The organism is Pseudomonas sp. PDM15 (genome assembly GCF_014851565.1).
Lineage (GTDB): Bacteria > Pseudomonadota > Gammaproteobacteria > Pseudomonadales > Pseudomonadaceae > Aquipseudomonas.
Genome location: NZ_JACVAA010000003.1, coordinates 22,679 through 36,088, shown reverse-complemented (window position 1 = coordinate 36,088; position 13,410 = coordinate 22,679). Strand labels below are relative to the sequence as shown.

At 63.6% G+C, this 13,410-nt stretch carries 13 protein-coding genes; all 13 read left to right on the top strand.

All coding sequences use genetic code 11. The features are described 5' to 3' along the window. Window positions 1–3: 3 nt before the first annotated feature. The 13 genes from IB232_RS08115 (at window position 4) to nuoF (ending at window position 13,398) form a co-directional block, all read left to right on the top strand. Window positions 4–873, top strand: a complete 870-nt coding sequence (locus IB232_RS08115; RefSeq protein ID WP_192398021.1) for a DMT family transporter — start codon at window positions 4–6, stop codon at window positions 871–873. A gap of 76 nt (window positions 874–949) precedes the next feature. Further along, the gene (gene purB / locus IB232_RS08110) at window positions 950–2,320 is read left to right on the top strand and encodes an adenylosuccinate lyase (protein ID WP_192398020.1); all 1,371 of its coding nucleotides are present in this window, start codon (window positions 950–952) and stop codon (window positions 2,318–2,320) included. 78 nt (window positions 2,321–2,398) lie between these two features. After that, window positions 2,399–3,565, top strand: a complete 1,167-nt coding sequence (locus IB232_RS08105) for a cupin domain-containing protein (RefSeq protein ID WP_137973359.1) — start codon at window positions 2,399–2,401, stop codon at window positions 3,563–3,565. Then, window positions 3,558–3,983 carry a GNAT family N-acetyltransferase gene (locus IB232_RS08100; RefSeq protein ID WP_192398019.1) on the top strand — a complete coding sequence of 142 codons (426 nt, stop codon included), beginning with the start codon at window positions 3,558–3,560 and terminating at the stop codon, window positions 3,981–3,983. The genes IB232_RS08105 and IB232_RS08100 overlap by 8 nt, the downstream gene beginning before the upstream one ends. Before the next feature lie 10 nt (window positions 3,984–3,993). Then, on the top strand, window positions 3,994–4,626 hold the full coding sequence (locus IB232_RS08095) for a histone acetyltransferase HPA2 (RefSeq protein ID WP_192398018.1): 633 nt from the start codon (window positions 3,994–3,996) through the stop codon (window positions 4,624–4,626). Beyond that, a complete protein-coding gene (locus IB232_RS08090; RefSeq protein WP_192398017.1) occupies window positions 4,623–5,432 on the top strand; it encodes a secretin N-terminal domain-containing protein in 810 nt (269 codons plus the stop codon). Before IB232_RS08095 ends, IB232_RS08090 begins: the two co-directional genes overlap by 4 nt. Before the next feature lie 471 nt (window positions 5,433–5,903). Then, complete coding sequence (locus IB232_RS08085; RefSeq protein ID WP_192398016.1) at window positions 5,904–7,499, top strand: isocitrate lyase; 1,596 nt, start codon at window positions 5,904–5,906, stop codon at window positions 7,497–7,499. 138 nt (window positions 7,500–7,637) lie between these two features. After that, the gene (locus IB232_RS08080; protein ID WP_192398015.1) at window positions 7,638–8,252 is read left to right on the top strand and encodes a murein L,D-transpeptidase catalytic domain-containing protein; all 615 of its coding nucleotides are present in this window, start codon (window positions 7,638–7,640) and stop codon (window positions 8,250–8,252) included. 338 nt (window positions 8,253–8,590) lie between these two features. Continuing rightward, on the top strand, window positions 8,591–9,004 hold the full coding sequence (locus IB232_RS08075; protein ID WP_021700254.1) for an NADH-quinone oxidoreductase subunit A: 414 nt from the start codon (window positions 8,591–8,593) through the stop codon (window positions 9,002–9,004). Window positions 9,005–9,014: 10 nt separating this feature from the next. Next, the gene (locus tag IB232_RS08070; protein ID WP_137973365.1) at window positions 9,015–9,692 is read left to right on the top strand and encodes a NuoB/complex I 20 kDa subunit family protein; all 678 of its coding nucleotides are present in this window, start codon (window positions 9,015–9,017) and stop codon (window positions 9,690–9,692) included. Window positions 9,693–9,747: 55 nt separating this feature from the next. Then, window positions 9,748–11,529, top strand: coding sequence for an NADH-quinone oxidoreductase subunit C/D (nuoC, locus tag IB232_RS08065; RefSeq protein WP_192398014.1), 1,782 nt, complete (start codon window positions 9,748–9,750; stop codon window positions 11,527–11,529). Between the two features lie 4 nt (window positions 11,530–11,533). Beyond that, window positions 11,534–12,049, top strand: a complete 516-nt coding sequence (nuoE, locus tag IB232_RS08060; protein ID WP_192398013.1) for an NADH-quinone oxidoreductase subunit NuoE — start codon at window positions 11,534–11,536, stop codon at window positions 12,047–12,049. Next, window positions 12,046–13,398 (top strand): NADH-quinone oxidoreductase subunit NuoF, encoded by a 1,353-nt coding sequence (gene nuoF, locus IB232_RS08055; RefSeq protein WP_192398012.1) that lies wholly within the window; start codon window positions 12,046–12,048, stop codon window positions 13,396–13,398. Before nuoE ends, nuoF begins: the two co-directional genes overlap by 4 nt. The last annotated feature ends 12 nt before the right edge of the window (window positions 13,399–13,410 follow it).

Below are 13,410 nucleotides of genomic sequence, written 5' to 3'. Positions count from 1 at the left end.
GCCGTGGACATCCCCAGCCGCAGCGTGAAGCCGGTCCAGGGCGCCCTGCTCCTGGCGCTCTCCGCCCTGCTGTTCTCGCTGATGGGTGTGGGCATCCGCGAGGTGTCCAGCGGGGTCAACAACGAATCGGTAGTGTTCTTTCGCAACCTGGTCGGCGTGCTGTTCTTCCTGCCGCTGGTACTGCTCAAGGGCACCGGCCCGCTGAAGACCGGGCGCATCAGGTCGCATATGTGGCGCACCACCTACGGCCTGGCGGCGATGTACTGCTTCTTCTACGCCATCGCCCACCTGCCGCTGGCCGACGCCATGCTCTTCACCTACTCGGCCCCGGTGTTCACACCCGTACTCGCCTGGTGGCTGCTCAAGGAACCGCTGACCAAGCGCATGCTGCTGACCACCGCCATCGGCCTGGTCGGCGTGCTGCTGGTGGCCAAGCCCAGCGAAGCGCTGCTCGACAGCCAGGCCCTGGTCGGCATGGCCGCCAGCATCCTGGCCGCCTTCGCCTTCGTCTCCATTCGCGAGATGAGCGATACCGAGCCGGCCTTTCGCATCGTCTTCTACTTCTCGCTGTTCAGCGCGCTGATTTCCGCGGTGCCGCTAACCTGGGCCTGGCAGCCACTGGATTCACATCAGCTCGGTCTGCTGCTGGTGATCGGCCTGCTCGCCACCGTCAGCCAGATCGTTATGTCCAAGGCCTATGGCCTGGCGCCCCCCGGCCTCATCGGCCCCTTCGCCTACCTGGCCATCGTCTTTGCCGGCATCGTCGCCTGGCTGCGCTGGGGCGAGATGCCGGACCTCACATCACTGATCGGCGCGGCGCTGATCTTCGGCGCCAGCCTGCTGTCCATCGCTCGCCGACCCGCCGTCCGCTAACCGGACGGACCAGTCCGGGCGACTTCATGTATGATGTGCGCCCTTTTCGTTGACCGACCTGTCCGAGAACGCCTCCATGCAGCTCTCCTCGCTCACCGCGGTTTCCCCCGTCGATGGCCGCTACGCCGGCAAAACCAGCTCCCTGCGCCCGATCTTCAGCGAATACGGTCTGATCCGTTTCCGCGTGATGGTCGAAGTCCGCTGGCTGCAACGCCTGGCCGCCCATGAAGGCGTCGCCGAAGTGGCGCCCTTCTCCGCCGAAGCCAACGCCCTGCTCAACGAGCTGGCCGAGAACTTCGCCGTCGAACACGCCGAGCGCGTGAAAGAGATCGAGCGCACCACCAACCACGACGTCAAAGCCGTGGAATACTTGCTCAAGGAGCAGGCCGCCAAGCTGCCGGAACTGGCCGCAGTGAGCGAATTCATCCACTTCGCCTGCACCAGCGAGGACATCAACAACCTGTCCCACGCCCTGATGCTGCGCGAAGGCCGTGACACCGTGCTGCTGCCGCTGATGAAGCAGATCGCCGGCGCCATCCGCGAGCTGGCGGTGAAGTTCGCCGGCGTGCCGATGCTGTCGCGCACCCACGGCCAACCCGCCTCGCCGACCACCCTCGGCAAGGAACTGGCCAACGTCGTCTACCGCCTGGAGCGCCAGATCGCCCAGGTAGCTGCCGTGCCGCTGCTGGGCAAGATCAATGGCGCCGTGGGCAACTACAACGCCCACCTGTCCGCCTACCCGCAGATCGACTGGGAGGCCAACGCCAAGCAGTTCATCGAAGGGGACCTGGGCCTGCAGTTCAACCCCTACACCACGCAGATCGAGCCGCACGACTACATCGCCGAGCTGTTCGACGCCATCGCCCGCTTCAACACCATCCTCATCGACTTCGACCGCGACGTCTGGGGCTACATCTCCCTCGGCTATTTCAAGCAGAAGACCGTGGCCGGCGAGATCGGCTCCTCGACCATGCCGCACAAGGTCAACCCGATCGACTTCGAGAACTCCGAAGGCAACCTGGGCATCGCCAACGCGATCTTCCAGCACCTGGCCAGTAAGCTGCCCATCTCCCGCTGGCAGCGCGACCTGACCGACTCCACTGTGCTGCGCAACCTGGGCGTCGGCTTCGCCCACAGCGTCATCGCCTACGAAGCCAGCCTCAAGGGCATCGGCAAGCTGGAGCTGAACGAGCAACGCATCGCCGCCGATCTGGACGCCTGCTGGGAAGTCCTCGCCGAGCCGATCCAGACCGTGATGCGCCGCTACGCCATCGAGAACCCCTACGAGAAGCTCAAGGAGCTGACCCGCGGCAAGGGCATCAGCCCGGAGGCCCTGCTGTCCTTCATCAATGGCCTGGACATGCCGGCCGCCGCCAAGGAGGAGCTCAAGCAGCTGACCCCGGCGGGCTACATCGGCAACGCTATCGCGCAGGCCAAGCGCGTCTGAGCGGCACCAGCCTTATCGACGCCCGGCTGAGCCGGGCGTTTTTATTTTAGCCATTTCATCTCTTTCAAAGGCTTAGCCATGAATCCTGATACTCCTCTGCAGCTGCTGGGCGGCCTCACTCCTCGCGAGTTTCTGCGTGACTACTGGCAACAGAAGCCCCTACTGATTCGCCAGGCGATCCCCGGCTTCGAGAGCCCGATCACCGGTGACGAGCTGGCGGGCTTGGCGCTCGAGGAAGAAGTCGAATCGCGCCTGGTGCTGGAGCACGGCGCACACCCGTGGGAACTGCGCCGCGGCCCGTTCGCCGAGGACGCCTTCAGCCAGCTGCCGGAGCGCGACTGGACCCTGCTGGTGCAGGCCGTCGACCAATTCGTGCCGGAAGTGGCCGAGGTGCTCAAGGACTTCGGCTTCCTGCCCAGCTGGCGTATCGACGACCTGATGATCAGCTTCGCCGCACCCGGCGGCAGCGTCGGCCCGCACTTCGACAACTACGACGTATTCCTGCTGCAGGCCGAAGGCCAGCGCCGCTGGAAGATCGGCCAGATGTGCGACGCCGACAGCAAGCTGCTGCAACACGCCGACCTGCGCATCCTGGCCGACTTCGAGCAGACCGACGAATGGGTGCTGGAACCGGGCGACATGCTCTACCTGCCACCGCGCCTGGCCCACTACGGCATCGCCGAAGACGACTGCATGACCTACTCGGTCGGCTTCCGCGCGCCGAGTGCCGCCGAGGTGCTGACCCACTTCACCGACTTCCTCGCCCAGTTCCTGCCGGACGAAGAGCGCTACAGCGACGCCGGTATGGCGCCGATCAGCGATCCGCACCAGATCCAGCAGGACGCCCTCGACCGCCTGAAGAAGCTGCTGACCGAGCACATGAGCGACGAGCGCCTGCTGCTCACCTGGTTCGGCCAGTTCATGACCGAGCCGCGCTACCCCGAGCTGGTCGCCGGCCCGGAAATCGAAGAAGAAGACTTCCTCGCCGCCCTCGAAGACGGCGCCGTGCTGGTGCGCAACCCCAGCGCACGCCTGGCCTGGAGCGAGGTAGATGTCGGCCTGGTGCTGTTCGCCAGCGGTCAGAGCCGCCTGCTGCCGGCCCACCTCAAGGAGCTGCTGCGCCTGGTCTGCGCCGCCGAGGCGCTGCACAGCGACAACCTGGCGCCTTGGTTGGCCGACGACGACGGGCGTACACTGGTGAAAGAACTGGTCCAGCAAGGAAGTTTGGAGTTTGCTGATGAGTGAGATACACGTCCGCCTCGCCCACTGGCAGAAGGACAATGCCGATCTGCGGCGCATTCGCGAAGCGGTGTTCGTCGCGGAACAGGCCGTGCCGGCAGAACTCGAGTGGGATGACGAGGACATCGAGGCCGTGCACTTCCTCGCCTGCGAAGGCGACTATCCGATTGGCACCGCTCGCCTGCTGGCGGACGGCCAGATCGGCCGGGTTTCGGTGCTCAAGGACTGGCGCGGCCTGAAGGTTGGCGACGCACTGATGCGCGCCGCCATCGAGGCCGCCGAGGAGCGCGGCCAGCGCGAGCAGAAGCTCAGCGCCCAGGTACACGCCACCGCGTTCTACGAACGCCTGGGCTTTCAGGTCGAAGGCGGCGAATATCTCGAGGCCGGCATCCCCCACGTACTGATGGTGCGCCACAGCGACTAGGACAGAGCTCATGCACGAAGAAGACGCCCCGCTCGACGCGAACGAACCGGACCTGCCGGCCATCGATTTCCAGTCGCCGGGGCGTTTTGTCGTGCACAACCCGGACAGCTTCCCGGCAGCAACCGCCGAGCCGCGCGAGCCGGCGCCCTACCAGCTCGGCCAGCAGACTGACCTGCAGCGCTTCAGCCGCCCAGAACAGGCTCAGTCTCACGCCCTGGCCCTGCTGCAGCAGGCTCGTCATAGCCTGTGCATCTACAGCCCGGACCTGGAGTCCTGGCTCTACAGCCACAGCAGCGTGCAGGAGGCCTGCACCCGATTCCTCCTGGCCAGCCCGAAGAACCGTCTGCGCATCCTGGTGCGCGACGCCGGCAAACCGGTCAAGCAGGGCCATCGCCTGCTCAACCTGGCCCAACGCATCACCAGCAACCTGCATATCCGCAAGATCAACCCGGACCATCCCAGCGACGAAAGCGCCTACCTGCTGGCCGACGACCGCGGCCTGCTGCTGCGCGAGCTGCCGGAGCAATATGCCGGCTATGCCCTGTACAACGATCCCGGCCGCGTGCGCCAGCGTCAGGCGCAGTTCGACCAGGCCTGGGACATCAGCGTTCTCGACCCCGACCTGCGGAGTTTCCTGCTATGACCCTGCGTGCCTGCCTGCTCGCCCTGTCGCTTGGCCTCAGCCTGCCGCTGCAGGCCGCCACCGAGCTGATCCAGCTCAACTACCGCACCGCCGAGGACGTACTGCCGGTGGTGCAATCGGCGCTCGATGGCCAGGGCAAAGTCAGTCCCTACGGCAACCAGCTGGTGATCAACGCCTCGCCGGAGAAGATCCAGGAGGTGCGCGACCTGCTGCAGCAACTGGATACCGCGCCGCGGCGCCTGCTGATCAGCGTCGACACCAACGAGAGCAGCTTTCAGGACCGCGATGGCTATCGCGTCGATGGCAGTGTCAGCGCCGGTGACGCCGAAGTGATAGCCGGACGCGGTGAGGTGCACGGCCGCGACCAGGTGCGCGTGATCCGCCGTTCTACCGACAGCCGCAGCGGCGGCACTCAGCAGGTGCAGGCGACCGAAGGCTATCCGGCGCTGATCCAGGTCGGCCAGAGCGTGCCACTGACCAACACCAGCGTCGGCCCCTACGGCCAGGTCTACCAGAACACCGAGTACCGCAATGTCACCCAGGGCTTCTACGTCACCGCCAGCCTCACCGGCGACGTGGTGCATGTCAGCATCAGCAGCAACAACGACCGGGTGAATCGTTACCAGCCTGGCGTGATCGACGTGCAGAGCACCGATACCCGGGTCAGCGGTCGCCTCGGCGAGTGGATTCCTCTGGGCGGCGTCAGCCAGTCGAGCGAGGGCGATGATTCGGGCTTCCTGCGCCAGCAATCCACCCGCGGCGCCAACGACATGAGCATGCGCATCAAAGTCGAAGCCCTCGACTGAGGCCACCGCCAATATGTAGTTGCTCAGAAAAAGCACTACAAAGCGATTGACGAACGCCCGTTTGAAAGCGCATCATTGCCCCGCTCCCGCTAGCCAGGGGCTCTGTTGCAGAGCCTCCAGATCGATCCCGTAACACCATTCGGGTCGGTCCGTGTTCTAACAGCCCACAAGGCGTTTCGACGAGGTTGCGACTGGAACGTAAGTTGTCCTGAGGGACGGGGAAGCCTTAGCGTTATTAGCCAGATCGTTTGACCAGACCCGCATCGCCCAACGGTTTCCACGAGCCGGCAAGCCGCGAATCTGCTCCCGACCTGTCTCGTTTCGTCCTCTCCTCCTCTCCGCAACACTCTCGTCCCCGTCAATATCTCGAAGTACGTCCTGTGTCGCCCGCAACACTGCAAGCTTTGTTTGCACGTTGGTTTTGGGTGGGAAGTCGGTGCTCAACCAAACTCATACTTTGAAGGATTGACCATGTCAGCTTATCAAAACGACATCAAAGCCGTTGCCGCTCTGAAAGAAGCCGCAGGCAGCAGCTGGAGCGCGATCAACCCCGAATCCGTCGCTCGCATGCGCGCTCAGAACCGCTTCAAAACCGGCCTGGAAATCGCCCAGTACACCGCTGACATCATGCGCAAAGACATGGCCGAGTACGACGCCGACTCGTCCAAGTACACCCAGTCCCTGGGCTGCTGGCATGGCTTTATCGGTCAGCAGAAGCTGATCGCCATCAAGAAGCACCTGAAGACCACCAACAAGCGCTACCTCTACCTGTCCGGCTGGATGGTTGCTGCCCTGCGCTCCGACTTCGGCCCGCTGCCGGACCAGTCGATGCATGAGAAGACCGCCGTCTCCGACCTGATCGAAGAGCTGTACACCTTCCTGCGCCAGGCCGACAGCCGCGAACTGGACCTGCTGTTCACCGCCGTTGACGCCGCCCGCGCCGCTGGCGACAAGGCCAAGGAAGCCGAGCTGCAAGCTCAGATCGACAACTACGAAACCCACATCGTACCGATCATCGCCGACATCGACGCTGGCTTCGGTAACCCGGAAGCCACCTACCTGCTGGCCAAGCGCATGATCGAAGCAGGCGCTTGCTGCATCCAGATCGAGAACCAGGTTTCCGACGAGAAGCAGTGCGGCCACCAGGACGGCAAAGTGACCGTTCCGCACGCCGACTTCCTCGCCAAGATCGCTGCCGTTCGCTACGCATTCCTGGAACTGGGCATCGACAACGGCGTGATCGTTGCTCGTACCGACTCCCTGGGTGCCGGCCTGACCAAGCAGATCGCCGTTACCAACGCTCCGGGCGACCTGGGCGACCAGTACAACTCCTTCCTGGATTGCGAAGAAGTCTCCGCCGCCGACCTGAACAACGGCGACGTGGTTCTGAACCGCGAAGGCAAGCTGCTGCGTCCGAAGCGTCTGCCGTCCAACCTGTTCCAGTTCCGCGCCGGCACCGGCGAAGACCGCTGCGTACTCGACTGCATCACCTCGCTGCAGAACGGCGCCGACATGCTGTGGATCGAAACCGAGAAGCCGCACGTTGGCCAGATCAAGGGCATGGTTGACCGCATCCGTCAGGTCATCCCGAACGCCAAGCTGGTGTACAACAACAGCCCGTCCTTCAACTGGACCCTGAACTTCCGTCAGCAGGTGTTCGACGCTTTCGTTGCCGAAGGTAAAGACGTCTCCGCCTACGACCGCGCCAAGCTGATGAGCGTCGAGTACGACGAGACCGAGCTGGCCCAGGTTGCCGACGAGAAGATCCGTACCTTCCAGCGCGACGGTTCGGCTCAGGCCGGCATCTTCCACCACCTGATCACCCTGCCGACCTACCACACCGCCGCGCTGTCCACCGACAACCTGGCCAAAGGCTACTTCGCCGACCAGGGCATGCTGGCCTACGTGAAAGGTGTTCAGCGTCAGGAACTGCGTCAGGGTATCGCCTGCGTCAAGCACCAGAACATGGCTGGCTCCGACATCGGCGACAACCACAAGGAGTACTTCGCTGGCGAAGCTGCTCTGAAGGCCAGCGGTAAAGACAACACCATGAACCAGTTCCACTAACAGGAACCGGCCCTGCGGCCTAGCCGCAAGGTGTTATCAGACGAAGCCCCGGCAGTAGTGCCGGGGCTTCGTCGTTTCCGCCTTGCCAAAGATGCCTCCGCTGGCGTACCAAGACGGCACCCCCTCGATGAAGCGGTCATGCGCAACCTTCTGACAATCTGCCTGCTCGCCCTCTGCAGCAGCGGCGCAGCCGCCAACGATCTGCAGCACCTGCTCCCCGCTACCACGGCCAGTGGCATCCTCGAACAGTTGAAGGACGACCGGCACCAGCACTTCGCCGTGATCGACTACGCCCGCCACTCCAGTCAGCCGCGCTTCCTGCTGTTCGAACGAGACAGCCTGCGCCTGGTAGACAGCTACCGGGTGGCCCACGGGCGCGGCTCCGATCCCGACCACGACGGCTATGCCGACTCCTTTTCCGATGCCGAAGGTAGCCACGCCAGCTCGCTCGGCGTGTTTCGCACCAGCACCCTGTATGTCAGCGAAGAGCCCGGTCATGGGCTATCCATGCGCCTGCTGGGCCTGAGCGATAGCAATGCCAACGCCGAGCGTCGCGCCATCGTGCTGCACGCTCGCGATTACATGGAGGAGGATTTCGTCCGGCGCCACGGCGTGGCCGGCCGCAGCCATGGCTGCCTAGTGCTGGCCGAAGCCGATCGCGACCAGGCCGTTGCCGCGTTGCGCGGCGGCGCATTGATCTTCGCCGTAGACACTCGGCGCAGCTCGCCGAGCTATATCAGCCAACGAAAATAGAAGTTCTGCCGGCAAAATAACAACGCTGCGCTCCATTCACGCATCAATTAAGCCCGCAGATGTAAACAATTCCCGACAGACTCTTTCGAAAAAGCGTCATCCGAATATCGAAATACCATAAGACCAAAGCCGTAGAGCCTCGCGCAGGCCCCGTCACACGGGGCGTGACGCCAATAGACGAACAAACAGAACGGAACGGCCGTTCATTTTTTTATTCGGAAAAATTTACTTAACGCGCCATGCGCGCATAAAATTGCCGCCACTACTCTGCAGGGCAACCACCATCAGGTTGCTCTACCATTATTAAAAAGCCGCCCCTTTACCCAAGGAGCCCCGGCATGCCTGATGCGGTAACGACCATGTCCCATAACTGGGCTTTTGCTGTATTCCTGCTCGGAGTCTTCGGACTCATCGCCTTCATGCTCGGCCTGTCCAGCTTGCTCGGAAGCAAGGCCTGGGGGCGTAGCAAGAACGATCCGTTCGAGTCGGGCATGCTGCCGGTCGGTAGTGCGCGCCTGCGCCTATCAGCGAAGTTCTATCTGGTCGCGATGCTCTTCGTGATCTTCGACGTTGAAGCCCTCTTTCTCTTCGCTTGGGCAGTCTCGGTACGCGAAAGCGGCTGGGCCGGCCTGATCGAAGCTACAGTTTTCATAGCAATTCTGTTGGCTGGTCTTGTCTATCTTTGGCGTATAGGCGCGCTCGACTGGGCGCCCGAAGGCCGTCGCAATCGGCAGGCGAAGCTAAAACAATGAGGCTTTGGCGATGCAATACAAACTTACTCGGATCGATCCGGACGCTCCCAACGAGCAGTACCCGATCGGCGAGCGGGAGACCGTAGCCGATCCACTGCTGGAGGATGAAGTCCACAAGAACATCTTCATGGGCAAGCTCGAAGATGTTCTTAACGGTGCGGTGAACTGGGGTCGCAAGAACTCCCTGTGGCCGTACAACTTCGGTTTGTCCTGCTGCTACGTGGAAATGACCACGGCCTTCACTGCGCCCCACGATATCGCTCGCTTCGGTGCGGAAGTGATTCGTGCGTCCCCGCGCCAGGCCGACTTCATGGTCATCGCCGGCACCTGCTTCATCAAGATGGCCCCGGTCATCCAGCGCCTGTACGAGCAGATGCTGGAGCCCAAGTGGGTGATCTCCATGGGCGCCTGTGCGAATTCCGGCGGCATGTACGACATCTACTCGGTCGTTCAGGGTGTCGACAAGTTCCTCCCGGTGGACGTCTACATTCCCGGCTGCCCGCCCCGGCCCGAGGCATTCCTGCAAGGCCTGATGCTGCTGCAGGAATCCATCGGTCAGGAGCGTCGTCCGCTGTCCTGGGTCGTCGGCGACCAAGGCATCTACCGTGCCGAAATGCCTTCGCAAAAGGAGCAGCGCCGCGAGCAGCGCATCGCTGTGACCAACCTGCGCAGCCCCGACGAAGTGTGAGCCGGCCCTTTCGCCTGCTCACTGACGCCGTACACCGCCGATAGCGACCGAGACCATGACTGCAGACAGCATTCTGTCCGTTCCACCGTACAAGGCCGATGACCAAGATGTGGTCATCGAGCTGAATTCCCGTTTTGGTGCCGAGACCTTCACCGTCCAGAGCACCCGTACCGGCATGCCGGTGCTTTGGGTCGCCCGTGATCGCTTGATCAACGTGCTGACCTTCCTGCGCAACCTGCCGCGCCCCTACGTCATGCTGTACGACCTGCATGGCATCGACGAGCGTCTGCGCACCCAGCGCCGCGGCCTGCCGGGCGCCGACTTCACCGTGTTCTATCACCTGATGTCGGTCGAGCGTAACAGCGACATCATGATCAAGGTCGCCCTCAAGGAAGGCGATCTCAACGTCCCCACCGTCACCGGTATTTGGCCCAACGCCAACTGGTACGAGCGTGAGGTCTGGGATCTGTACGGCATCACCTTCCAGGGCCACCCGCACCTGACCCGCATCATGATGCCGCCGACCTGGGAAGGTCACCCGCTGCGCAAGGACTATCCGGCGCGCGCCACCGAATTCGATCCCTTCAGCCTGACCCTGGCCAAACAGCAGCTGGAAGAAGAAGCCGCGCGCTTCAAGCCGGAAGACTGGGGCATGAAGCGCCACGGCGAGCACGAGGACTACATGTTCCTCAACCTCGGCCCGAACCACCCGTCCGCCCACGGTGCATTCCGCATCATTCTGCAGCTGGACGGTGAAGAGATCATCGACTGCGTTCCGGACATCGGTTACCACCACCGTGGCGCCGAGAAGATGGCCGAGCGTCAGTCTTGGCACAGCTTCATCCCCTACACCGACCGTATCGACTATCTCGGCGGGGTGATGAACAACCTGCCCTACGTGCTGTCGGTCGAGAAGCTGGCCGGGATCAAGGTCCCGGACCGCGTCGACTTCATCCGCGTGATGCTGGCCGAGTTCTTCCGTATCACCAGCCACCTGCTGTTCCTGGGTACCTATATCCAGGACGTCGGCGCCATGACCCCGGTGTTCTTCACCTTCACCGACCGCCAGCGCGCCTACAAGGTGATCGAGGCCATCACCGGCTTCCGCCTGCACCCGGCCTGGTACCGCATCGGCGGCGTCGCCCACGATCTGCCGCGCGGCTGGGACAAGCTGGTCAAGGAATTCGTCGACTGGCTGCCCAAGCGCCTCGACGAGTACACCAAGGCCGCCCTGCAGAACAGCATCCTCAAGGGCCGTACCATCGGCGTCGCCCAGTACAACACCAAGGAAGCGCTGGAATGGGGCGTCACCGGCGCCGGCCTGCGCTCCACCGGCCTGGACTTCGACCTGCGCAAGGCGCGCCCGTACTCCGGCTACGAGAACTTCGAATTCGAAGTGCCGCTGGCCCACAACGGCGACGCCTACGACCGCTGCATGGTCCGTGTCGAGGAGATGCGCCAGAGCATCTGCATCATCGACCAGTGCCTGCGCAACATGCCGGAAGGCCCGTACAAGGCGGATCACCCGCTGACCACGCCGCCGCCGAAAGAGCGCACCCTGCAGCACATCGAGACCCTGATCACCCACTTCCTGCAAGTCTCGTGGGGCCCGGTCATGCCGGCCAACGAGAGCTTCCAGATGATCGAGGCGACCAAGGGCATCAACAGCTATTACCTGACGAGCGACGGCAGCACCATGAGCTACCGCACGCGCATCCGGACGCCCAGCTTCCCGCACCTGCAGCAGATCCCTTCGGTGATCCGCGGCAGCATGATCGCGGACCTGATCGCCTACCTGGGTAGCATCGACTTCGTTATGGCCGACGTGGACCGTTAATCACATGAGCCAGACTACTGTTTCTTCGCAAAGCATGATCCAAACCGACCGCTTCGAACTCAGCCAGGCCGAGTACGACGCCATCGAACACGAAATGCACCACTACGAGGACCCGCGCGCGGCGTCCATCGAAGCCCTGAAGATCGTGCAGAAGCAGCGTGGCTGGGTGCCGGACGGTGCCATCTACGCCATCGCCGACATCCTTGGCATCCCCGCAAGCGACGTCGAGGGCGTGGCCACCTTCTACAGCCAGATCTTCCGCGTGCCGGTAGGCCGCCACGTGATCCGCGTGTGCGACAGCATGACCTGCTTCATCGGCGGCCACGAGAATCTGCTCGGCAGCCTCAAGGACAAGCTCGGCATCGTCCCCGGCCAGACCACCGCCGACGGCCGCTTCACCCTGCTGCCGGTGTGCTGCCTGGGTAACTGCGACAAGGCCCCGGCCGTGATGATCGACGACGACACCTACGGCAACCTCGACGCCAACGGTATCGCCCAGCTGCTGGAGTCCTACGCATGAAAACGCTGACTTCCGTAGGCCCGATCAACAGCATCGCCCGCAGCGAAGAGACCCATCCGCTGACCTGGCGCCTGCGTGACGACGCCCAGCCGGTATGGCTGGAGGAATACCAGGCGAAGAACGGCTACGCCGCCGCACGCAAGGCCTTGGGCGAAATGGCTCAGGCCGACATCGTGCAGACGGTCAAGGACTCCGGCCTCAAAGGCCGCGGCGGTGCGGGCTTCCCCACCGGCGTGAAGTGGGGCCTGATGCCGGCCGACGAATCCATGAACATCCGCTACCTGCTGTGCAACGCGGACGAAATGGAGCCGAACACCTGGAAGGATCGCATGCTCATGGAGCAGCTGCCGCACCTGCTGGTGGAAGGCATGCTGATCTCCGCGCGCGCGCTCAAGGCCTACCGCGGCTACATCTTTCTGCGCGGCGAGTACGTCGACGCGGCCGCCAACCTGAATCGCGCCATCGCCGAGGCCAAGGCCGCCGGCCTGCTGGGCAAGAACATCCTCGGCAGCGGCTTCGATTTCGAGCTGTTCGTCCACACCGGTGCCGGTCGCTACATCTGCGGTGAAGAAACCGCGCTGATCAACTCCCTGGAAGGTCGCCGCGCCAACCCGCGTTCCAAGCCGCCCTTCCCCGCCGCTGTCGGCGTGTGGGGCAAGCCGACCTGCGTGAACAACGTCGAGACCCTGTGCAACGTGCCGGCGATCGTCGCCAACGGCGTGGACTGGTACAAGACCCTGGCCCGCCCGGGCAGCGAAGACATGGGCACCAAGCTCATGGGCTTCTCCGGCAAGGTGAAGAACCCCGGCCTGTGGGAACTGCCGTTCGGCATACCGGCCCGCGAGCTGTTCGAGGACTACGCCGGCGGCATGCGTGACGGCTACAAGCTGAAATGCTGGCAGCCCGGCGGCGCCGGTACCGGCTTCCTGCTGCCCGAGCACCTGGACGCGGCCATGTTCGCCGGCGGCATCGCCAAGGTCGGCACCCGTATGGGTACCGGCCTGGCCCTGGCGGTGGATGACTCGGTCAACATGGTCTCGCTGCTGCGCAACATGGAAGAGTTCTTCGCCCGCGAGTCGTGCGGCTGGTGTACCCCCTGCCGTGACGGTCTGCCGTGGAGCGTGAAGATCCTCCGTGCCCTGGAACGCAAACAAGGCACCCAGCAGGACATCGATACCCTGCTCGGTCTGGTCAACTTCCTCGGCCCCGGCAAGACCTTCTGCGCCCATGCACCGGGCGCCGTCGAACCGCTGGGTAGTGCGATCAAGTATTTCCGTCCGGAGTTCGAGGCTGGCGTATCCAGCTCGGCCATTCCGGCGCCGGCCGCCGCGCAGTTCGCGCCGGCCTGAAGCATTGGCGTC

Bases quoted from the DNA above. Each gene is read 5' to 3' on its own strand.
- nuoC (WP_192398014.1), top strand. From the start codon at position 9,748: ATGACTGCAGACAGCATTCTGTCCGTTCCACCGTACAAGGCCGATGAC.
- IB232_RS08075 (WP_021700254.1), top strand. From the start codon at position 8,591: ATGCCTGATGCGGTAACGACCATGTCCCATAACTGGGCTTTTGCTGTA.
- purB (WP_192398020.1), top strand. From the start codon at position 950: ATGCAGCTCTCCTCGCTCACCGCGGTTTCCCCCGTCGATGGCCGCTAC.
- IB232_RS08090 (WP_192398017.1), top strand. From the start codon at position 4,623: ATGACCCTGCGTGCCTGCCTGCTCGCCCTGTCGCTTGGCCTCAGCCTG.
- IB232_RS08105 (WP_137973359.1), top strand. From the start codon at position 2,399: ATGAATCCTGATACTCCTCTGCAGCTGCTGGGCGGCCTCACTCCTCGC.
- IB232_RS08070 (WP_137973365.1), top strand. From the start codon at position 9,015: ATGCAATACAAACTTACTCGGATCGATCCGGACGCTCCCAACGAGCAG.
- IB232_RS08080 (WP_192398015.1), top strand. From the start codon at position 7,638: ATGCGCAACCTTCTGACAATCTGCCTGCTCGCCCTCTGCAGCAGCGGC.
- IB232_RS08100 (WP_192398019.1), top strand. From the start codon at position 3,558: ATGAGTGAGATACACGTCCGCCTCGCCCACTGGCAGAAGGACAATGCC.
- IB232_RS08085 (WP_192398016.1), top strand. From the start codon at position 5,904: ATGTCAGCTTATCAAAACGACATCAAAGCCGTTGCCGCTCTGAAAGAA.
- IB232_RS08095 (WP_192398018.1), top strand. From the start codon at position 3,994: ATGCACGAAGAAGACGCCCCGCTCGACGCGAACGAACCGGACCTGCCG.
- nuoE (WP_192398013.1), top strand. From the start codon at position 11,534: ATGAGCCAGACTACTGTTTCTTCGCAAAGCATGATCCAAACCGACCGC.
- nuoF (WP_192398012.1), top strand. From the start codon at position 12,046: ATGAAAACGCTGACTTCCGTAGGCCCGATCAACAGCATCGCCCGCAGC.